Origin of the sequence: Paenibacillus sp. IHBB 10380, from assembly GCF_000949425.1 — a bacterium.
Taxonomy (GTDB): domain Bacteria; phylum Bacillota; class Bacilli; order Paenibacillales; family Paenibacillaceae; genus Paenibacillus_AQ.
The window spans coordinates 4,963,369-4,985,173 of the sequence record NZ_CP010976.1 but is presented as its reverse complement, the minus strand read 5'-3'; the positions used below and the strand labels follow the sequence as shown (position 1 = coordinate 4,985,173).

The 21,805-nt window shown below is 40.8% G+C and carries 23 protein-coding genes, 1 tRNA gene and 2 riboswitches; of the genes, 12 read left to right on the top strand and 12 right to left on the bottom strand.

The window, feature by feature from the left end; translation table 11 throughout:
* The first annotated feature begins 147 nt into the window (after window positions 1-147).
* Together UB51_RS22625 and UB51_RS22620 are read left to right on the top strand one after the other, a co-directional pair.
* Window positions 148-552, top strand: coding sequence for an ArsR/SmtB family transcription factor (locus UB51_RS22625; protein ID WP_044879246.1), 405 nt, complete (start codon window positions 148-150; stop codon window positions 550-552).
* The gene (locus UB51_RS22620; protein WP_044879245.1) at window positions 539-2,752 is read left to right on the top strand and encodes a heavy metal translocating P-type ATPase; all 2,214 of its coding nucleotides are present in this window, start codon (window positions 539-541) and stop codon (window positions 2,750-2,752) included. Before UB51_RS22625 ends, UB51_RS22620 begins: the two co-directional genes overlap by 14 nt.
* 98 nt (window positions 2,753-2,850) lie before the next feature.
* On the opposite strand, the gene UB51_RS22615 is transcribed toward UB51_RS22620, so the two are convergent.
* Entirely contained in the window at window positions 2,851-3,357 is a 507-nt protein-coding gene (locus UB51_RS22615) for a YwhD family protein (RefSeq protein WP_044879244.1), read from the bottom strand.
* A gap of 148 nt (window positions 3,358-3,505) precedes the next feature.
* Between UB51_RS22615 and UB51_RS22610 the strand changes: the two genes are divergently transcribed.
* The 6 genes from UB51_RS22610 (at window position 3,506) to UB51_RS22580 (ending at window position 9,268) form a co-directional block, all read left to right on the top strand.
* Window positions 3,506-5,491, top strand: a complete 1,986-nt coding sequence (locus tag UB51_RS22610; protein WP_044879243.1) for a M1 family metallopeptidase — start codon at window positions 3,506-3,508, stop codon at window positions 5,489-5,491.
* Between the two features lie 11 nt (window positions 5,492-5,502).
* On the top strand, window positions 5,503-6,330 hold the full coding sequence (locus UB51_RS22605; RefSeq protein ID WP_044879242.1) for a hypothetical protein: 828 nt from the start codon (window positions 5,503-5,505) through the stop codon (window positions 6,328-6,330).
* A 213-nt stretch (window positions 6,331-6,543) separates the two neighbouring features.
* A riboswitch (cyclic di-AMP (ydaO/yuaA leader) is annotated at window positions 6,544-6,682 on the top strand.
* A gap of 3 nt (window positions 6,683-6,685) precedes the next feature.
* The gene (locus tag UB51_RS22595; protein WP_044879240.1) at window positions 6,686-7,153 is read left to right on the top strand and encodes a C40 family peptidase; all 468 of its coding nucleotides are present in this window, start codon (window positions 6,686-6,688) and stop codon (window positions 7,151-7,153) included.
* 275 nt (window positions 7,154-7,428) lie between these two features.
* A riboswitch (cyclic di-AMP (ydaO/yuaA leader) is annotated at window positions 7,429-7,567 on the top strand.
* A gap of 3 nt (window positions 7,568-7,570) precedes the next feature.
* Entirely contained in the window at window positions 7,571-8,038 is a 468-nt protein-coding gene (locus tag UB51_RS22590; RefSeq protein WP_044880373.1) for a C40 family peptidase, read from the top strand.
* 235 nt (window positions 8,039-8,273) lie between these two features.
* A complete protein-coding gene (locus UB51_RS22585; RefSeq protein ID WP_044879239.1) occupies window positions 8,274-8,768 on the top strand; it encodes a GNAT family N-acetyltransferase in 495 nt (164 codons plus the stop codon).
* A gap of 143 nt (window positions 8,769-8,911) precedes the next feature.
* Entirely contained in the window at window positions 8,912-9,268 is a 357-nt protein-coding gene (locus UB51_RS22580; protein ID WP_044879238.1) for a c-type cytochrome, read from the top strand.
* A 66-nt stretch (window positions 9,269-9,334) separates the two neighbouring features.
* Here UB51_RS22580 and UB51_RS22575 read toward each other — a convergent pair whose 3' ends face one another.
* Window positions 9,335-9,667, bottom strand: coding sequence for a 4a-hydroxytetrahydrobiopterin dehydratase (locus UB51_RS22575; protein WP_044879237.1), 333 nt, complete (start codon window positions 9,665-9,667; stop codon window positions 9,335-9,337).
* A gap of 147 nt (window positions 9,668-9,814) precedes the next feature.
* Window positions 9,815-10,108: a hypothetical protein gene (locus UB51_RS22570; RefSeq protein WP_044879236.1), complete on the bottom strand. Its 294-nt coding sequence runs from the start codon at window positions 10,106-10,108 to the stop codon at window positions 9,815-9,817.
* 193 nt (window positions 10,109-10,301) lie between these two features.
* On the opposite strand from UB51_RS22570, the gene motA reads away from it, so the two are divergent.
* Window positions 10,302-11,102, top strand: coding sequence for a flagellar motor stator protein MotA (motA, locus tag UB51_RS22565; RefSeq protein ID WP_044879235.1), 801 nt, complete (start codon window positions 10,302-10,304; stop codon window positions 11,100-11,102).
* Entirely contained in the window at window positions 11,092-11,919 is an 828-nt protein-coding gene (locus UB51_RS22560; protein WP_234405489.1) for a flagellar motor protein MotB, read from the top strand. The genes motA and UB51_RS22560 overlap by 11 nt, the downstream gene beginning before the upstream one ends.
* A 105-nt stretch (window positions 11,920-12,024) precedes the next feature.
* On the opposite strand, the gene UB51_RS22555 is transcribed toward UB51_RS22560, so the two are convergent.
* Complete coding sequence (locus tag UB51_RS22555; RefSeq protein ID WP_044879233.1) at window positions 12,025-12,726, bottom strand: pseudouridine synthase; 702 nt, start codon at window positions 12,724-12,726, stop codon at window positions 12,025-12,027.
* 26 nt (window positions 12,727-12,752) lie between these two features.
* Window positions 12,753-15,044, bottom strand: a complete 2,292-nt coding sequence (locus tag UB51_RS22550) for an ATP-binding protein (RefSeq protein WP_044879232.1) — start codon at window positions 15,042-15,044, stop codon at window positions 12,753-12,755.
* A gap of 327 nt (window positions 15,045-15,371) precedes the next feature.
* On the opposite strand from UB51_RS22550, the gene tadA reads away from it, so the two are divergent.
* Together tadA and UB51_RS22540 are read left to right on the top strand one after the other, a co-directional pair.
* A complete protein-coding gene (gene tadA, locus UB51_RS22545) occupies window positions 15,372-15,857 on the top strand; it encodes a tRNA adenosine(34) deaminase TadA (RefSeq protein ID WP_044879231.1) in 486 nt (161 codons plus the stop codon).
* A 33-nt stretch (window positions 15,858-15,890) separates the two neighbouring features.
* Complete coding sequence (locus tag UB51_RS22540; protein WP_044879230.1) at window positions 15,891-16,481, top strand: GNAT family N-acetyltransferase; 591 nt, start codon at window positions 15,891-15,893, stop codon at window positions 16,479-16,481.
* 33 nt (window positions 16,482-16,514) lie between these two features.
* Here UB51_RS22540 and UB51_RS22535 read toward each other — a convergent pair whose 3' ends face one another.
* The 7 genes from UB51_RS22535 to pdxS form a co-directional block, all read right to left on the bottom strand.
* The gene (locus tag UB51_RS22535; RefSeq protein ID WP_044880372.1) at window positions 16,515-17,597 is read right to left on the bottom strand and encodes a hypothetical protein; all 1,083 of its coding nucleotides are present in this window, start codon (window positions 17,595-17,597) and stop codon (window positions 16,515-16,517) included.
* A gap of 237 nt (window positions 17,598-17,834) precedes the next feature.
* Window positions 17,835-17,990, bottom strand: coding sequence for a small acid-soluble spore protein P (locus UB51_RS22530; protein WP_044880371.1), 156 nt, complete (start codon window positions 17,988-17,990; stop codon window positions 17,835-17,837).
* A 63-nt stretch (window positions 17,991-18,053) separates the two neighbouring features.
* Entirely contained in the window at window positions 18,054-18,398 is a 345-nt protein-coding gene (locus tag UB51_RS22525) for a hypothetical protein (RefSeq protein ID WP_044879229.1), read from the bottom strand.
* A 217-nt stretch (window positions 18,399-18,615) separates the two neighbouring features.
* A tRNA-Ser gene (locus UB51_RS22520) sits at window positions 18,616-18,704 on the bottom strand.
* An 87-nt stretch (window positions 18,705-18,791) separates the two neighbouring features.
* Window positions 18,792-20,075 (bottom strand): serine--tRNA ligase, encoded by a 1,284-nt coding sequence (serS, locus tag UB51_RS22515; protein WP_044879228.1) that lies wholly within the window; start codon window positions 20,073-20,075, stop codon window positions 18,792-18,794.
* Window positions 20,076-20,263: 188 nt separating this feature from the next.
* The gene (gene pdxT, locus UB51_RS22510; protein ID WP_044879227.1) at window positions 20,264-20,839 is read right to left on the bottom strand and encodes a pyridoxal 5'-phosphate synthase glutaminase subunit PdxT; all 576 of its coding nucleotides are present in this window, start codon (window positions 20,837-20,839) and stop codon (window positions 20,264-20,266) included.
* 22 nt (window positions 20,840-20,861) lie between these two features.
* On the bottom strand, window positions 20,862-21,740 hold the full coding sequence (pdxS, locus tag UB51_RS22505) for a pyridoxal 5'-phosphate synthase lyase subunit PdxS (RefSeq protein ID WP_044879226.1): 879 nt from the start codon (window positions 21,738-21,740) through the stop codon (window positions 20,862-20,864).
* Between the last annotated feature and the right edge of the window lie 65 nt (window positions 21,741-21,805).

Below are 21,805 nucleotides of genomic sequence, written 5' to 3'. Positions count from 1 at the left end.
CGTTCTCCCTACCTTTCTTGGCACATGACTGCCCAATATTCAAACCAACACTTGATTGTTGGTTTTTTTTAGGTTATATTGGTATTAACAATCAAATCAACGTTTGAATATAGTAACCATTACAATTAGCGAAGGGGTCACGATAATATGTCAGACATAAACACAATCGAAGATCAGATTATAGACGAAGAAGTCTGTGAGGTAACATCTGTAGATACTCACAAGACAGTCCAGCTTCAGAAAACCATCAATGAAGAAGAAATTCTAGGTATGGTGGATATGTTCAAGGCCTTATCTGATCCAACACGTATGAAAATTGCCTATATGCTAGATCAAGCGCAGGAACTGTGTGTATGTGATGTTGCAGCTGTGTTAGGAAGTAGTATGGCAGCCACCTCCCATCATTTACGTACATTGAAGAACTTAGACATTACCATGTCACGTAAAGAAGGAAAGAATGTTTATTATTCATTAAAGGATGATCATATTAGAATTCTAATTCAGATGACTTTAGAGCATCAGAGGGAGAAGATGGACGATGAGCACAAATAGTAAAGGTAGAGGCGCTAGCGATACATTATCTTATGTGGAATATCCTGTACAAGGGTTGTCCTGTGCTAACTGTACGCGTGAGATGCAAGAGGAAATTAACAAGCTTGAGAACGGTGAGGATGCCCGCTTAAGCTATGCCAACAGTAAACTAACCCTTCACCCTGAAGTCGATATGTCCCGTGTTGAGCACATTTTGAAAAGTGATGGAGCACGCCTTATCAAAAAAACAGGTAACCACGCTGGTCATGATCATGTTCACACAGATGGATCAGCGCATGGTCACACTCACGATGACGGGCATGATCACGGACACGATCATAGTCATGAAGGAAATCGCCTTATGAAATGGTTACTTGGAATTGCGGCAGTACTCTATCTTTCAACTTTCATTCTGAGTGGGATCATACCACAGCCGGTACTTATTGCCTCTTATATCATAGCGATCGTATTCAGCGGGTACTCTACATTCTGGCGTGGACTTAACAACCTTATTCGTTTTAAATTCAATATGGATACACTGATGACAGTGGCTCTAACCGGTGCCGTTGTCATCGGTGAATGGCAAGAAGCTACACTTGTGGCTATCTTGTTTGGCTTAAATGAAATGCTGGAAGGTTACGGCATGGGACGTGCTCGCAAATCGATGGAGGCACTTCTCGCCTCAGCCCCCAAAGAAGCGACCCTGATACGGAATGGAGAAACGGTTACAGTGCCCATCTCAAGTTTGCGTGCTGGCGACATAGTTCAAGTCCGTGCTGGTGAAAAAATCCCATCAGATGGGTTCATTCATGAGGGAAATAGTGCCGTTAATGAAGCAGCTATTACTGGAGAGTCCATTCCCGTTAGTAAAAAGAAGGGCGACCCTGTGTATGGGGGTAGTGTGAACGCAGAGGGTTTACTAACCATTGAAATTGAGAAGGCTTATCAAGATTCTTCTTTAGCTAAAATTATGCACTTAGTACAAGAAGCCCAAGATAGCAAAACACCCACAGAGCTGTTCATTGATAAATTTGCTAAATACTATACTCCGGCTATCATGCTCATCGCCCTCTTCGTTATCGTTGTACCTCCGCTGTTCATGGGAGAGCCTTGGATGAAATGGGTATACCAAGGACTAGCTATTCTTATCGTCGGATGTCCCTGTGCGTTAGTGTTATCCTCTCCAATAGCTTTGGTAAGCGGAATGACACGCAGTGCACGTAATGGCATTCTGATCAAAGGCGGGGTCCACCTAGAGCAATTGGGTAAGTTGGAAGCCATCGCCTTCGACAAGACTGGCACACTTACACAGGGCACACCCTCTGTCATAGAAGAAGTCATCTATGACAAAGAACGTTTCTACGACGTGGCAGGTTCATTGGAGCAATCCTCCCTCCATCCGCTTGCTAAAGCAGTCGTAGATCATATCGTCAGCCAGCGTCATGAAACTAGCCATTTCCCTGAAGCAGGTAATCTTACTACTTTACCAGGTTCAGGAATTCAAGGAGAGGTCAATGGAATCACATCCTGGATGGGTAGCGAAGACATCCTGACACATATCTCACCCTTAGATCCACAAATTCTCGATCAAGTTCGTCGTGATATCGTCAGATTGAAGGAACAAGGATATACCTTAGTGATTGCTGCAGATGAGACCCATGTACTCGGAGTTTTCGGATTAGCCGACGAAATTCGTTCCGAGACCAACGATGTCATTAAGCGACTTCACCAAGCGGGTATCTCTCATACTGTTATGCTCACAGGAGATCATGAACAGTCTGCTCGGAACATTGCATCTCAAGCCGGTGTTACGGAATATTATGCGGGTCTACTTCCTGAACAAAAAGTAGATCAGATCAAAGAGCTTTCCACTCGCTATAGAGTGGCTATGGTGGGTGATGGCATTAATGATGCTCCCGCGCTTGCCACAGCCCAGTTAGGGATTGCCATGGGTAAAGGAACAGATAGCGCTATTGAGACTGCCGATATTGTGCTTATGCAGGATCACCTAGGTAAGCTTCCAAATGCCATTCATATGGCTAGACGGGTCAACCGAGTGATTGGGTGGAATATTGGTATTTCACTAACGCTAAAAGCAATCGCCCTTCTCCTCACCATTCCAGGCTTGCTTACCCTTTGGATTGCCGTATTATCCGATATGGGTGCTACCATTATTGTCACCCTGCTCGGGATGTCGATCCTACTAGGAAAAGATAAATAAATCCAGATCACAAACAGAAAGCCTCAGTATCCACGCTGTAAGTGGATACTGAGGCTTTCTGCATTTTTTCACAAGGATAAACGAGTTCAATTAAATAATTATACTTCTAGCGCCTTCTTCAATTCGTCAGGTGAAGCGTTCCACCATTCCTCATTACGTGAGATTAACAAATCTTTCAGAGCCGTCTTATCCTGTGCGCTTAACTCATCTAGCGAGATTTTGCGCTTAAGGGCAGAGTCTAATTTGTTAACATGCTCCGCAAGAATTTTCCAACCGCGACGCGCCTCCGTATCAATCCACATCTCACATGCCATAGCTCCTGCATAGAATTGAGCTTCTAGCGTACGATCGACCGCGATCCATACTACCCATACCTGACGACCGTTAGGTACATCTTCCCGATTGGCTGAGAATTTAATGCCCTTCTCTACCTTACTCTTGGCATGCATGGCTCCTACATCAACCTTAGCTTCTCCTTGATCAATAATAACAGGCGATACATTATTCAAATCAATAGAACCTGCTCCAAAACCAGTGTGCTTACTTTTACTGCTTACAATATTAAGGGCAATTTGTTTCTTGCCAGTTTGTTCGTTATTATCCATTCTCTTTGACCTCCCACAAAACAGAAATTTGACAGTGCATTTCTGCCTCCTACTATTCGTAACGGTTATTCATTTTATTTTAACTAATAATCGGCGAATTGCAAACATATACATGCTGTAGATGCTTGTCAACGGGAGGTATTCATGTATGGCTCCAGCCCGCACCAAAATAATTGTAGTTATTATTGTTTCCCTATTTCTCCTTAGTGGCACCTGGTGGTGGACCCTTCTCGTCAACTCGCCACAACTAGAGTCCGCGTATGCGCCCAATAAGGGCAAGCCTACAAATGTAGCTACGCCACCCCAAAAAGAAAGTGTACAGCAACCTACTGCACAAGTTCTTAGCAAACGTCTTGTGGAGTACCATATCAATGTTTCCCTTAATCCTGAGGAGAAGCTATTGAAAGGTACTGAGACACTCACTTGGACTCACCCTGGTAAAAACATTGTAACTGAGCTTTACTTTCACCTGTATCCTAATGCCTTCTCTTCTAAAGAAACTACCTTTATGAAAGAATCTGGTGGCAGGCTTAGAGGAGATACGATGCCAGCAGACGGATTCGGAGCTATGAATCTCACAGATATTAAAACGGTAGATGGTCTGTCGCTTATGCATCGTATTCAGTATGTACAACCGGACGATGGCAATAGCAAAGACTATAGTCTCATCAGAGTTCGTCTGCCAAGACCCGTCAAGGGTGGCGAGAGCATCACGCTCAATTTAAATTTCGAAGTAAAGCTGCCTAAAATATTCGCGCGTATGGGAATAGCGGATGACTTCGTTATGGCAGGACAATGGTTCCCTAAGATCAGCGTATATGAACCTCAAGGTACGCGTGGACGGGTTACGGAAGGTTGGAATCTTCATCAATACCACGGTAACTCTGAGTTCTACGCAGATTTTGGTATCTACAATGTAAAAATCCATGTACCCAAAAATTACATCGTCGCCGCTACTGGATTTCCAACCCAAACAGCTAAACTCAAAGATAACATGAAAGTTTATCAATTCTATGCTGATGATGTACATGATTTCGCTTGGTCAGCTTCGCCTAATTTCATTGTTGCTGAGAAACCTTTCTCCTCTCCAGAGGTTGCAGGTGTGCGTATTAAATTATACTTAGATCCTGCCCATGAGGATATGAAGGAGAGGTACTTCTATGCGGCTGAGGCTGCTCTGAAATATTTCAGTAAATGGTATGGGTCTTATCCATATTCAACCTTATCCATTGTAGTCCCACCTGAAGCCGGTAACGGAGCAGGAGGCATGGAATATCCAACACTAGTTACGGCCTTCGGGGCCAAGAATGACTCTCCTGGTTATGAATTGGAGCGAACAGTCATCCACGAAATTGGTCATCAATATTTCTATGGAATGATTGCAAACAACGAGTTCGAAGAAGCTTGGCTAGATGAAGGATTCACATCTTATGTGGAAGATAAACTCATGGAACAGGAGTATGGGGTCATTCCTAACCTTGCCATTCAAGCAGCCGTTATCTCTTCTCCCGCTCCACTCAACCAAGAGGCATGGAAATATGGATCTCAGGAGCACTATGCCCAGAATGCCTATTACCGCGGTAAGCTTATATTGAAAGGAATTGAGCAGCAAGTAGGGACTCAAACAATGGGCAAAATTATGAAGACATACAGTATAAAATACCGTTTCGCTCATCCTACAACGCTGGACTTCCAAAAAGTCGTGGAGCAGGTTACTCATACTTCATGGCAATCCTATTTCAATCAATACGTATATGGCAGCCAAATGACCGATTTCGCCATAAACCAGATTACTGTACAACAGAAAAAGAGCGCCCAGGGGCCCCTCTATGAATCCGTCGTCACCGTAGATCGACAAGATGGACTGTACCCCAATATACCCATCCTTTTTCGCTTTGCTGATGGTCACTCTATCCATAAAGTATGGAAAGGGAATGGCGATCGGATTCAGTTCAAGCTACAGTACAAATCTCCTCTGGCATGGGCGATGATAGATCCTGAATACACTCTTGTACTTGAGAATAACCATATCAACAATTATATGAAGGTAGATAACGATCACAAGATTGTATCCCGCTTAAATATAAGCATAACCAAGCTATTGGAAACATGGCTTGGAAGTCTGTCATGGTGAGGTGAGTGCCGGTGAGGATCAATATTTCAAATGGCTGGAAAAGTGTCAAAGACCAATTCTACGTTGTTATCATTCTATTTCTATACCAGTTACTCAGTGGGTACTTTCTATACCGTTTGGTTAAATCAGCCGTTGTCCCTTTATTCCTACGCTATCCTGACCCACCTCCGAATGAGTTAAGTCAGATTCTCTTCTATGTAGAAGGACAATTAAGTTTAACAAACAGTCAGACCGTCCACTCCTTTCTATGGATGTTGTTAGCTGTGCTACTATTACGCATGATTGTTACCCCACTTATTCATGCAGGAATTATTTATGGTCTTCATCAAGAAAGATTAGGAGAACGAGGACTTTTCTTTTTTGAGGGTATACGTAAACTCTGGAAACCAATGACGCTGCTATATTGGATAGAGATCGGACTTGTATTAGCTCCAGCTTATTGGCTCATTCCAAAATTATATAATATGGCACTCACAGCAGTTATATCTCCTTCTATATGGCTACAAACTGTGCCATATGTTCTCGCTTGGTATGTATACCGTTATATCATCCATCAATTGATTCTCTACATGCAATTTGGCGCAACAGGCCTCGCAGGGATCCTCTCCTCCATGATGATATGTCTTCGTTATGTGATGTCTGTTATGGGTATTTCACTCATTCTAGGGCTTAGTTGCTTGTTACTGTTCAGCCTATTCACGGGTGTGTCCCTTTGGTGGACTGGATTACTTGGCCTTATTGTTCAACAAGCTTATCATTTCATATCCTGTCTGTTTAAATTATGGGGGATCACAGCACAGTTTGACTTATGGTATACCAAGAGGTTCAAATCTTCATAAAATAAATTATTAAATTTTTGTCATCACTGTAATGCCTTGATACAGGAAAAACCCCACCCATTTTTGAGAAAAAGGGCGGGGTTTTTCCTGTATACTTTGCTTTAAACGTTTGCAAAACCATACATCCTCTGTTAAAATAATCCCAGTTAGTTTTTAGTAACAACTTTGTAATCTTTACGACATTATTATTGTATACGACTGTCACTTTCAGGTGCACGATAAAAGCCAAATTCCTTGGCACCAGGGAGCGGGGGAACCATGATATGGGTGAATTGATCTCGCATTAGAGGGATCATAGGGGACCTTCAACCGAATCCTTAAGCTAACCTCGCAGGCATTGGAAGGGGAATATGTATTGAAGAAGAAATTATCCGCCGTAGCACTGAGCGTGGCACTTGCACTAACCATTGGAACTGGAAGCGTATTTGCAGACTCGAAACTGGACTCAGTTATTCATCCTACTATCGGGGTTAGTTACAAGACCGCTGGAACATCCACCAATGGATTTGACTGCTCTGGATTTACCAAATACGTATTTCAAAAACTAGGTGTCACTCTTCCTCGTCAGTCCTCATCACAGTATCAGATAGGTGATTCTGTGTCACGTAATGCGATGAGACCTGGAGACCTTGTCTTCTTTAATACCTTTGGAAATGGTGTATCCCATGTTGGGATATTTGTTGGTAATGGTAAATTCGCACATGCATCTACTTCACGTGGGGTGATCGTTAGCTCTCTCAATGAAAGCTATTACTCCAAACGCTACGTTGGCGCTAAACGTGTGATGAGTACAGCTAAGTATCAAGCTACCGCGTATAACTAAATCTTTATAACTAAGCCTGCTCATAGCCTGCTCATAAGATTTTTGCCGAAATCTTATGAGTGGGTTTTTCTTTTATTTCATACTATAGACGTAATAAATCACAAAAAGGTTTCATTTTTTTTAACTAATCCATAATTTTTTTTAATATTATTGATAGAAACAATTGCCAAACTATTAATCCTTTGTTACAATAGTCCCAGTTAGTTTTTAGTAACAACTTTGTAATAAGTGTTGTAACAACTTATTATTGATGTATACGTTCTATCAATATAGCGTTAACCAATCAGCCGAATTCCCGTAAAGTCGGGAAGCGGGGGAACCAGTAGTGGGTGAATTGATCTTGCATCAAAGGGATCATAGGGGACCTTCAACCGAATCCTTAAGCTAACCTCGCAGGCACCAGGAGGAATCATATTGTTGAATAAGAAATTAGTATCTTCATTTATGGGTTTGGCCTTATTATTTACTATTGGAACAGGAAGCGCTTTCGCAGACTCTAAAATGGATACAGCGATTGCTCCAACACTTGGAACCAGTTATAAAAACGGCGGGGTCAGCACAAGCGGCTTCGATTGCTCCGGATTTACAATGTATATTTTTGAGAAACTAGGTATCAATTTGCCACATCAATCTGGTTCACAATTCGGTATGGGTACTGCTGTAGATCGTAGTGATTTACGTGAAGGCGATCTAGTATTCTTTAACACGAGTGGAAAAGGCGTTTCACACGTTGGAATTTATGTTGGTGATGGTAAATTCGCACATGCCTCTTCTTCTAATGGTGTAATTATTAACTCACTTAGCGAAAGCTACTACGTTTCCCGCTACATCGGTGCCAAGAGAATTATGAGTACTGATACATATGAAGCCGTTGCGATTGATTAAATCATTCATTTGACCTTACCGCCCGAGAGTTGAGATTTTTACCGAATCTCAACTCTCGGGTTTTTTGTGTCTTCTCATATGTGCATCTTTTAATGCTTATCATTGCATACTTTGATTGAGCTTACTCTTTATTATCCTGCTATTTGAGAACTAAGCACCTACTTCCCGTAAATACATATCACATGTGTTTCAACGATGATAACCAAATTTATCTGAGAGCAAAGGAGAGCCTAACATGAGCAATAAAGATGAAGATTTCATTGTTCTTCCTATGGAGATAAGCCATGCCCAAGCTATTTGTGATTGGAAGTTCGCCCCACCTTACAACATATATGGTTGGATGCCTTGGGAACAAATGGAGAAGCTTGGTATTGAGTTCGGGGACCCTCTTCTCAGAACAGCTCAATATGTATCCGTTATGAACAAGTCTGGGGAGTTATGTGGATTTGCACAGTTCTTTCCATTAGAGGGAGTAACGCGTTTAGGCATCTGTATGCACCCTGATTTGTGTGGCCAAGGAAGGGGTAAATCTTTTGTGCAATCCATTGTTCATACGGCATTGTTACGAGAGCCCCAGAATGAAATAGATCTAGAAGTACTTACTTGGAATAAACGCGCTATTCAAGCCTATGCCAAATCCAACTTCATCATTACTGATTGTTACGAACGACTTACTCCTGATGGTAATAAAGACTTCTACTGTATGGTCTATCAGCAAGATAACACCTAATCATATGATAAATAGCACTACTCTGTGAGTTTTTTGATAAAATTAACAATATATTTGTTTATTTTTTGTCACAAATGCTATGCTCTAAGAGTTTGTTCCGTTATAATAAGTACATTAGCTTAAATAGAAAGGGACGAATAATTATGCAAAAATGGATCATGAGCGGTTTGTTTTTCGCAGCGTGTACAATAGCCCTGGTACTTATGTTTACATTGCCAGGTAAAGAAGAAGTAGCGGAAGAAGAAAAACCAAGTATGCCCGCAGTTACCTTAGATGCTGGAGCTGCTGAAACACTGGTTAAAGCCAACTGTATCAGCTGTCATGGCGATCAACTAGAGGGTGCAGTAGGACCGAACTTACAGAACATTGGGGCTACAATGTCGGCGGAACAGATTTATAACATCGTTTCCAAAGGTAGCGGAATTATGCCGGCTTTTAAAGGTCAATTAAAAGATGAAGAAATTGCTAACGTCGCCCTTTGGTTATCTGAGAAAAAGTAAATCGTTGACAGCATATCAGAAACGGGCATCACTCCAATAGGAATGATGCCCGTTTCTGATATTTAACTATCTTTTCCTCTGCTTGCCTTCTTCTCTCACTCTTTCACTACCACACATTTTCTCAAAAGATTCATTATATTGTTGCGCAGCTTTGAAATCGAGAGCAGTCAGCGCCCCTTCACTCCAAGAGGTGAGACGTAACATGACTGTGGTATAGTCAATATGAATTAATGGATGATGATCAAACGCTTCGGATATGGTCGCAACTTCGTCCACAAATGCGATTCCCTTCATAAAACTCGAGAAAACGTATTTGCGTACAAGCCACCGCTCCTCCTCCAACTCCCATCCATCTAATTTACTTAGATATACTTCAATGTCTTCCTTCATATATGCCATGTTTATTTCCTCCTCTTCCGACTAACTTCAATCTAACTTAAGTTCGTTCGACGATTACTGAAATAACCTTCTGACAGTATATTCTCTTAACGATTCATTCATTCATACATGCCTTCTTAGCATCGATATAGAATCAACTACTAGGAATTAAATCAAAGAAACAAAAGTAATTTCCTCTTCACCTATCAAAACATTAATTCTGTGGATATCACGATCATAGATCACTACACCACTTCCAACCTTAATCATAGAATCTGTGCCCAGTCCGTAAAATAAATCTTCGGCCAGTGCCTCAAGAACCTCTTTTTTCCCTTCCTCTGGAAGCTGCTCCCATTCACCTTGCTCCATTTCAAAAAACTCATAACAATCTGTAATTTGGCCTACTGCTGTCGTGAATTCTCTTAAAATATCATCATAATTTCGTCCATGTTTTACTCCCATATTCACGCCTCCACTCTCTATTGTAATAGTACATTAGTCACTCATTTCATTATACCGGAAAATATCCCTAAAAAAAAAAGTCACTTCTGACGATAAATAATATAATGCGTCTCTTGCGGGACAGTCCATCTTCTTTATTTTCAATTGACTGCATGAAAGGATTCAATTCTATTTCTCATGGATGAGGTGTATAATGGAAATTTCAACAATTATTGGTTTAGTTCTTGGTCTCGCTTCAATTCTAGTAGGTATGGTCCTTAAAGGATCATCCCTTATGAGTTTACTTGTTCCAGCTGCATATATCATTATATTGGGCGGTACAGCAGCCACGCTGTTTATTGGGTTTCCTATGTCTGAACTCAAAAGAATCCCTAAATTGTTAAAAATGATTTTTGTAAAACCACAATTAATGGATAGAAAAGAAATGATTACTCTATTTATGGAATGGGCTTCCATTACACGTCGCGAGGGATTGCTTGCACTAGAATCTAAAGTAGAAGAAATTGATGATAATTTCTTACGTAATGGTATGCGTATGATCATCGATGGTAACGATCAAGAATTTGTGCGTGATGTACTGATGGAAGATATCAACGCAACAGAAGATCGTCACAAGGTCGGTGCGCTTATCTTTTCACAAGCGGGTATGTACGCTCCTTCTCTCGGGGTACTCGGAGCTGTAATTGGTCTAATCTCAGCTTTGTCTCACATGGACAATATGGATGAGTTAGCTCATGCTATTGGGTCTGCATTTATCGCTACAGTACTCGGGATTTCAGTAGGATATATCATATGCCACCCAATCTCTAACAAGCTTAAACGTCTATCTAAGAATGAGGTGGACCTCAGACTCATGATGGTTGAAGGACTACTGTCTATTCAATCAGGTGTCTCCACTATTGCTATCAGTCAAAAACTATCTGTCTTCTTAACACCTACCGAACGGTTGGAATTGAATACTGATGATAAGGCGGGTGGTTCAGGTGAGAAGTAAAAAGGGTAGAAGACAGGAGCATGAGGAGCATGCAGATGAATCATGGCTACTTCCATATGCTGACCTTCTCACTCTACTTCTAGCTCTCTTTATTGCTCTTTATGGAATGAGTATGACAGATGCCAAGAAGTTCGAGGAGATGAGTAAAGCATTCAACGTTGCCTTGACCGGTGGATCTGGTGTGCTAGATTACAAATCACCAACACCAAGCGATAGTCCTGCGGAGGATACACCCTCATCATCAATCGATACAATGCCTAAGAATCGTTCTAATTCTAAAAGCGAACAACAAGCAGCTGCCCTTAAACAGCAGGAGCAGCTAGACTTAGAGAAGCTAAAGAAGCAGATTGATCAATATATACAGGGCAATGGCTTAAGTAACCAGCTCAATACGAAGCTTAATCAATCTCAATTAATGATTACGATTAGCGATACAGCACTCTTTGCTTCAGGAAGCGCTACGGTTAAGCCTGAATCCAGACAACTAGGTAAGGTAATATCTAATATGCTACAAGAGTTCCCTGACTATGATATCATCGTCTCGGGTCATACCGATAACATTCCGATCTATAATAGTTTTTATGAATCCAACTGGGATCTTAGCTCTGATCGGGCTTTGCAATTCATGAAAGTATTACTGTTGAATACGAACCTCGATCCTAAGAAGTTTACGCCTGTTGGTTATGGAGAATACCATCCGATTGTAGATAATAGAACACCGATTAACCGCGCCATGAACAGACGTGTTGAAGTATCTCTTATTCGTAAGTACCAAGATAATAATAAGCTTCTAAATATTACAGAAGCTAAAGATTAATCAGCGGAACTCATCTTGAGAGATGGTTGCAACCTACTTAACTCAAGAAAATAATCAATAAAAAAACGAGCCTTTAGAATTACTTCTAAGGCTCGTTTTGCTTATCTATTGCAGATCGTAATCAAGTAGAATACCCAGCTCCTGCTTATCCTCAGGCGTCAACTCCCACCAAGTACCCACAGGGTGTTCTCCAATACGTATATTCATAATCCGCACACGCTCTAATGCTCTTACCTCGTATCCGAAAGCACTGCACATCCTTCTGATCTGTCTGTTCTTCCCTTCAGTAAGAATGATACGGAATACGAACTCTGATAATTGTGTTACTTCACAAGGTAGCGTCAGATCCCCTAGTATCTTCACACCTGTAGACATTCCCCTTACAAAGGAGGGAGTAATCACACTGTCTACCGTTACAATATATTCTTTCTCATGCTTACCCTCTGACCGTAAGATCTGGTTCACAATGTCTCCATCATTCGTTAGCAGTATTAGACCCTCTGAATCTTTATCTAAACGGCCTATCGGAAAAATCCGCTCCGGATGATCGACAAAATCGATAATATTTCCTTGTATATGCCGCTCCGTAGTACAAGTAATACCTAGAGGTTTATTAAGAGCAATATAAATATGTTCTTTCTTAGCCTCCAAAGGTTGTCCGCTAATACGAACGTCATCACCCAACTCCGCTTGACTGCCTAATAGAGCTAACTCACCATTGATTGTTACTTTTCCTGCATCTACGAGCTTATCTGCTTCGCGACGCGAGCAAAATCCCGTCTCACTAATAAATTTATTTATCCGCACGAATTTTGTCCACCTCTACATTGAGTTTATTTAGAATGACTTGAGTACATATAGCTTGAGGGAAGTAGTATCGTAATTTGAGTTCCTTTATCTAGTTCACTCTTCACTTCCATCATTCCCTTATGCGCTTGAATAATGCGCTGGCTTACCATAAGGCCAAGTCCTGTTCCACTTTCCTTATTAGAGAAGAAGGGCTCCCCGAGCATCGGCATCATATCCTCTGAAATGCCTACTCCTTCATCCTCGATTGTAATCCCTATATGCTGAACTCCTGACAAGAATAAATATAGGGTAATCGTACCCCCTTGTGGCATAGCCTCTATCGCATTCTTTAATACATTAATAAAAACTTGTTTCAGTTGGTTAACTTCACAATGCACCATAGTCAATTTATCGGTAAATTCATATTTGAATTCAATACCGAACAAATGAGCTTGGCTATCCAATAAGGATACCACATCTCCTAGGATGTACCGAACATCTTTTTCTTGAAATTGGACCGCCTGCGGTTTAGCTAAAATTAAAAATTCACTTACGATGAGATTAATTCGATCTAGTTCAGATAACATAATATCAATATGTTGTGGATTAAGCTGCATACTCTCTTGCTGAAGCTGCATGAATCCTCGCAAGGTTGTAAGTGGATTTCTAATCTCATGAGCTACACCCGCAGCTAATTGGCCTACGGTTGTCAGCTTCTCAGAACGTCTCAGAAGCTCCTCCATACGATTACGCTCCGTCATATCCCTAGACACACTAATCAGGGAAACAATGTCTCCCTCTTCATTTCGTACAGGCGAAGTACTAATGCTAACCTCAACTCTAGAACCATCCTTCTTTAAACGGATCGTTTCTATTGCTGGTAGCTGTACACCATTAAGGATCTGCTTCTGTCTCTCTTCTTCTTCTTCCTCCAAAAAATCAGGAACAAAACACAAAGCAATCCCGATAACTTCATCCTTTTCCCACCCATATAGCTCTTCAAAGGCCTTATTTACCTGTATAACGTTCTCGCCAAGATCTAGCATATGAATGGCATCCGCAGTCTGATTGATAACTGATTCTAAATGTTCCTTTACCGAACGGTTCTCTTCGACCATTTGCTTTAGTTTTCCGGTACTATATTTAATATTATGAGTCATTGCATTAATACGTTTCGCTAATAATCCTAACTCGTCGTTACCCCTTACTGTTAAGTAAGTATTAAATTGTCCATCACTTACTTCATTCACTTTCTTCAACATGTCTTGGATTGGACTAGTAATAATGCCCGCTAATATAGCACTACCCAAGAAGACGACACACAATAGCATGAACGATATCCAAATATTCATCATTAATTGTTCTTTCATAACAGAGGAAATAGCAGCATAATCCATAACTATACTGATGACATAAAGATCCTGATTTGTTGTAATAGGTACGAAACTTTTGAGAACTTTTACACCATTAATATCTTTCTCAAATATAACTTTTTCCTTAGTTCGAATAACCTCAGCAATCGCCTGCTTATCCTGTTCCAAATTGCTGTACGTGTATGTACCAAAACGAATCGGTCGGTTATATAGCTTCACATTAAAACGATCATATCCGTCAAGGAGCATATTCTCGTTGCCGAACGTCACAGGATTGATGCCAGTAATCTCTAAAATTTGTGGATTAACATGTAATATTTCCTTCAAGACTTCATCTGGGCTTATAACTTTAGTATAATCATTAATCTCTATACTTCTAATATACGGGTCTATGATATAGTTACGCTTACCATCATAGAAATACCCCCACTTATCAATTAATTCTTTACTAGATGAAGAATATTCAAACGGTGCGGTCCAAAAATGATCTCGCTTATGACCTTCAGGAATGCTTACTTGCTGTTGATTTAGCAGCTGAAATAATGCCTTCTGCCAGTATCCCGAATCCTTAGTTGATTGTCCAATCTCCGGGGCATCTGACGATTTGGAAATAATAATGTCATTTCCATCCCTGACCAACAAAGAGATATGGGATACACCTAATTTCTGACTAAGCCTGACTAGTTCCTCATTTGTTACGTTATTTATATCTGGGTCTAATTCATAAGAGGCCATAAGTGACGCCATATATAGGACTTCTTCAATTTTTTGCTCAATATAATTAGAACTATACTGGCTTTGTTTGACTGTAACAGCAATCTGCTCTGAAGTCATCATCATTTTTGTCTCTGTATCATGCCTTAAATTTTCTTGTGTAGTATAGAAATTAAGTGTAAGATTCAACAACAAAATAACCAGCACTGAACTGGACATGATGAGGGTTAATTTAGTTTTGATAGACAAATTAGCAGCTCACCTCTTGGGCATTGGCAACAAGGGGTCTTGGTATCAATGGAATATATTCCTACATCTATATATCATAACTCTAACCCTTTCATTTGAAAAGGCGTTTCAATGGTGTTTGATGCATTTTCCACTCTCAAGAGAACGATTGATTACTCAACTTTCATTTATTACAATATATTAATGTGTACAACTACCTTTAAGTTATGCACATAATAACAAAATGGCCTGTTAATTTGTGCATAACATTGTTAATAAATTTAAAGTTATACACAAAGTTATGCACATCATGTTAACAACCGAATATTTGTTCGTTGAATAAATACTATGTTATCCAAGGAGGTTCTACTAATCGTGATTGATCAACATGAATATTGGATGCGAGAAGCTATCGCCCAAGCTAAACAGGCAGAACAATTGGGAGAAGTACCTATAGGGGCCATTATTGTCCGTGGGGATGAAGTCATAGGAAGAGGATATAATTTACGTGAAACGACCATGGATGCAACCGCTCATGCTGAGATGGTCGCCATTCGAGAAGCTAGTCAGCAACTAAATTCCTGGAGACTGCTTGACTGCAAATTGTATGTCACGCTAGAGCCATGCCCCATGTGTGCTGGTGCTATTGTTCAGTCACGTATTCCACAGGTCATCTATGGAACCACAGACCCTAAAGCAGGTTGTGCAGGAACACTCATGAATCTTTTGCAAGAACCCCGCTTTAATCATAGGACTGAATTAATTACGGGCATCCTACAAGAAGAGTGCTCCATGTTACTAACTGAATTTTTCCGTGGATTAAGAAGAAGATAACACTAAATTCAATAACCGTTATGGAGGTCCTACATGACTTATACTCTATATGATACAGCCCATAATATATTTATCCGTCCATTACAGGTGTCAGATGTTGAAGCCTTATTGGCTATACGCTTGAATACTCGTAAAGCTTACGAACCCTTTGAACCTAAACGAGCCGAAGCATTCTACACCCTCCATGAGCAAAGACAACTCATTCTAAGCCGCGAAGAGGACAGGCTGCTTGACCGAGCCTATATGTTTGGAATATTCACATCTGATGCAGAACTGATTGGACAAGTAACGATATCGAATGTGGTACGTGGTGTTGGCCAGTATGCCGATGTCGGTTATTTGATAGACCTGATCCATCAGGGTAAAGGATACATGACAGCCGCACTAGGACTAGCTCTCCAGTATGCTTTTGAGGCACTTAGACTTCATCGAGTACAAGCTGTCATTCTTCCGATCAACCAACCTTCACGACGTGTATTAGAGAAGTCAGGGTTTCAACGTGAAGGTGTCGCGCGACGTTTCTTACGAATAAATGATCAATGGCAAGATCATGAAACCTTTGCCATTCTTGAAGAAGAGTATCTAGATCTTTATTCACAACAAAAAGACCCACCTAGTATTTGACTAGGCGAGTCTTTTTGTTGTGAGCAATTACTATTAGTATGTCGCTCCATTCATTTCTTTTTGGAATTGTTCCATGGTCAACACATCTGCACCACTAGGAATACCAATTTTAAATGTTTGCTTCTCATTGATCTCGCTATATTGATTGCTAGCTTTCAATGCTAACGAGATATTCTGTTTTGTATCTGGATCGTTAACTTCAATATTCATATCCAACCCTTGATAAGTAGGGAAGTCTTTCTTGTTGATCGCCGTATTTACAGTGAAACTGTTAATTTTCAAGTAATCCTTCAACTCTTCCAAGCCTTTATTAAGCTCAGCTTGATTACCGGCCTTCAATTCATCCTTAGCTTTTTGAATATCCTCAGCTTTCACACCTAGCATATTACGGTATTCCTCTTTGCTCATAATATCGAGAATATTAGGCATTGCTTTATTCACAAAGATTGTAATAGCTTCTTTAATATTATCATTTGTAATATAGAATTGAGCTACTTGTTTAGCGTCCACGCCTTCTGGCAGATTAGCATCTTTAACTGCAATATCTTTGAAATATTTAGCTTGATCATATTCAGCAAATAGTACGCTTGAAATTTCATTAGATAATTTCTTGGCTTTCTCTGCATCCATGGAATCAAGATTAAACTCTGAACCGCCTTGCTCAGCCAATTCCTTAAGATCCATCTCGATATACTTACCTACCACATTCTCAGGTATTGGAAACATCGGAATACTTGGAACCTTAATATAAATTTTTTCTTTAGTCATAACCATTGGAATGGTGAAAGTCATAGCCATGTCACCTTTTAGATTAAGCCCTAAGGTCAGCTCAGTCTGCATAGGATCGCTTTGGTAGACCCCATCTATCGTTATTTCAGCATTCTTTAGCATGCTCATTGCGGCTCCGGCACTGGACTCATCCACTAAATCTGGAGCGCTGATCTTGAAATTTTCGATAGCAATCTTACTCTTCATTTGGTAAGACGTCATTTTCACTGCATTCGCTGCAGCGCTTTGCATCGCCTCTTTTGGATCCTGCTTACTGCTACAAGCAGATAGTATCACTGTTAACGTTAAAAGTAGTGATAATAGTAACGCTGAATATTTCTTGTTCAACTTGTTCTCTCCTCCCAAATCGTTCCCCATATTAATTAATTAAAATTCAACATACCTTCTAATCATACCCTAAATTTGATTAACGTGAAACACTTCTTGGGATATTTCCCATTGATAATGTTGAATTCATTCATTTCTCCCTATACGTATGTATGTTATAAAATGTTCCAAATAAAAAAGAAACACCTTAATTTCACTAAGGTGTCCTCTCTTTCACGGCCATTAATTAATAAAGTTTTAACCCTGTTTGTTTAAATGCCCCACATGATTACGTTGCTTAACTTTCTTAGATCCTGAGAGTGGTTCTTGAATGGCCTGAGAATCATCTTCCTTTCGATGATGACGCTCTGTTTCTTGTGCTCCAGGTGCAGGAATTGTCTTCGGTTTACTCACCATGATCACCTACCTCATTTGTATATTTGAATACGTTGAACGAACTGCAAAGATTCGAGCATCCTAAGTAGGATTGGTCACTTCATGTAACGATTGTGCACACTCGTGTAAATGACGTTTGTATCCGCCTGCTAAATCTTGAATGACCTCTGTATACTCTTGCACTGCACGTCCATCCCGCTCAACATCGACTAGATCCACACGAACCTCTCTAGCGTCCATATAAGCGCATTCGAAGTCAAAAGAGTACATTTGTCTTCCGGCGGTATCAATATGGATTCTGATGCTGTTTTCGTTGGCCTCATCGGCTCTTACTTCAGCCTTGTCGGATGGGTCTAACATAAGTGGAAGTTTAGCTTGCCAAGCATTAACTAAATCATGTTGGTTAATTTCAAAAATTGGGTTCACAAGGAACACCTCCCCTTAACTATATTTTGCAAAAGTGAGAACCATTTTATACAACCCTTAATTATTCAATTCATGGCATTCAAGGATAAACGATTACGTATTTCCAAAAGGGCTTTATTCGTTTAACGATGAATATTGGAAAGTTTATACTTCTAATATTTCAAAAACAAAAAAGCCATTCTCAGTAAATGAGAATGGCTAGTTATTTAAGTTATTATGGCGGAGAGGGTGGGATTCGAACCCACGTGAGCTTGCACTCTAACGGTTTTCAAGACCGCCCCGTTATGACCGCTTCGGTACCTCTCCAGGTAGTATATCTATTATTACCACTCATTGAATATCGTTGACGCGATAACATAAATTATCTTACCATATATAAAATCCATATGCAACTTATTTTTTTGAAGAAATTATTTTTACGTTACCCATATAAGGTTGAAGAACATCTGGGATGATCACACTTCCATCTTCTTGTTGATAATTCTCTAGGATCGCAGCGAATGTACGTCCCACGGCTAGAGCAGAACCATTCAGGGTGTGCACGAATTCTGGCTTCGCCTTCGCTTCAGGACGGAACCTTATATTCGCACGACGCGCTTGGAAATCCTCTGTATTCGAACAAGACGATATCTCACGGTATGCTTCACTTTCTGGTAGCCATACTTCAAGATCATACGTTTTGGCAGCGGAGAAGCCCATATCGCCCGTACTAAGTGCAAGTACCCGGTAAGGAAGCTTCAGTAGTTGTAGAACCCGCTCAGCATGAGCTGTCATTTTCTCTAACTCTTCATAAGAAGATTCAGGATGTACCAACTTTACTAGTTCAACCTTGTTAAATTGATGTTGACGAATAAGCCCTCGTGTATCACGACCAGCTGATCCAGCTTCTGAACGGAAGCATGAGCTGTAAGCTACGAAATGTTTCGGAAGATCCTCAACATTTAGAATCTCATCACGGTAATAGTTAGTTACTGGCACTTCAGCAGTGGGAATAAGATAATAATCGGTGTCCCGTAGCTTAAACAAATCCTCTTCGAACTTAGGAAGCTGACCTGTTCCACGCAAACTGTCTCCATTAACAATATAAGGAGGAAGCATCTCTTCAAAACCATGCTCACTGCTGTGCAGATCCATCATAAAGTTAATCAGAGCCCGTTCTAGTCGTGCTCCTAACCCTTTATAGAACGTAAAACGTGAACCTGTAACTTTAGCTGCTGATTCAAAATCAAGGATACCCAACTCCTGTGCAATATCCCAGTGTGCCTTCGGCGTGAAAGCAAACGTATTCGGCTCAGACCAACGACGAATTTCAACATTATCAGCCTCGGATTTACCTAAAGGCACAGATGCATGTGGAATGTTAGGAATCGACATCGTTAAATCAGAAATGGAAGCTTCAAGCACTCGAACTTCCTCATCTAATCCCTTAATACGATCTGATACTTCGCGCATTTCAATAATTAACGCTTCCGCATCCTCACCGTTTTTTTTACGTTTAGCTACTTCAGCTGATACCGTGTTTCTCCGACTTTTAAGTCCTTCACTCTCTTGCAATAGCTCTCTACGATTTGTATCAAGCTTAGGAAAACCCGCTATAAGATCAAGTGATTTACCTCGATTCTTCAGGGCTTCTTCCACTCTTTCATAGTCGTTTCGTAATATCTTTACATCTAACATACGCATGTCCTCCTCACAAAACAACCTCGACCCTTTGTTTGAGAAACTGCCCCAGGAATGTATCCACTTGTAAAGTGATCTGCTTTCCAGAACAGAATTCTCTGGGATTAGCAGTATTCCCTAATGAAACAACTGCTAATATCCACAAAAGGTCAAGGTGTTTCCATTTACAAATTTATAATTTTAATTTAAGAAATTGACTCTTTTACCATTTCTACAAAGTACTGATGTAGACGATAATCATCAGTTAACTCGGGGTGAAATGAAGAGACTAATAGGTTTCCCTGTCTTGCAGTAACAATCTCATCATGATAGGTAGAAAGAACTTCCACCTGGTTGCCTACTTCTCGAATAAGAGGAGCTCGAATAAATACAGCTCGAACTTGCTCATCAATTCCTTCAATCTTCAAGTCCGTCTCGAAGCTCTCACGCTGACGACCGAAGGCATTTCTAGCCACGGTAATATCCATCAACTCTAGATGAGCCTCTTCCTGACCTTCAATCGTTGTGGCAAGTACAATAAGTCCTGCACAGGTACCGAAAATAGGCTTACCCGCAGCTGAGAACTCTCGAATAGCTTCAATAAAGTCATACTTTCGCATGAGCTTACCAATCGTCGTACTCTCTCCACCAGGAATAATAAGTCCTTCAATTTCATTCAGTTCTTCTATCCGTTTAATTGCAACGCCTTCGGCCCCTGCAAGGGTAACACTCCGGATATGTTCTGTTACGGCACCTTGAAGTGCCAGTACGCCAATCTTCATATGCCTATAACCTTCTCTCTTATCAGCCGCGATCCTGCATCCGTTCAGAAGGAGACAAAGATGAAATCTCGATACCCTTCATTGCGGCACCTAGGTTCTTAGATACTTCTGCAATTAATTTATAATCTTGATAATGGGTAGTAGCTGCTACAATCGCGCGAGCAAATTTTTCTGGATTTTCAGATTTAAAAATACCAGATCCTACAAATACACCATCTGCACCAAGATGCATCATTAGTGCTGCGTCGGAAGGAGTGGCTACTCCACCTGCTGCAAAGTTAACGACAGGCAGTTTCCCACTCATGTGTACATCAACTAATAAATCATGTGCTACGCCTAGGTTCTTAGCTTCTGCATATAGCTCGTCCTTCGACATACTTTGCACTTTGCGAATTTGACCCTTAATATGACGCATATGACGAACAGCTTCAACGATATTACCTGTTCCTGGTTCACCCTTCGTACGAATCATGGAAGCTCCTTCGCCGATACGACGCAATGCTTCACCTAAGTCTTTCGCTCCACACACAAAAGGAACAGTGAAATCCCATTTATCAATATGGAATACTTCATCGGCTGGTGTCAGTACTTCACTCTCATCAAGGTAATCTACACCAAGAGATTCCAACACTTTAGCTTCTACAAAATGACCGATACGGGATTTCGCCATAACAGGAATGCTAACCACTTTCATAACTTGTTCTACAATTGTTGGGTCAGCCATCCGTGCAACTCCACCGGCGGCACGAATATCAGAAGGTACTCTTTCTAAAGCCATAACAGCTGTCGCGCCTGCTGCTTCTGCGATTTTAGCTTGTTCCGCATTCATGACGTCCATAATGACGCCACCCTTTTGCATTTCTGCCATACCTCTTTTTACACGCGATGTTCCGGTTTCCATGTTTACGCCCCCTGAATGTATCTTCAATCCATCCCCTCCAGTACATATTTGTAAAGATCGGGGTG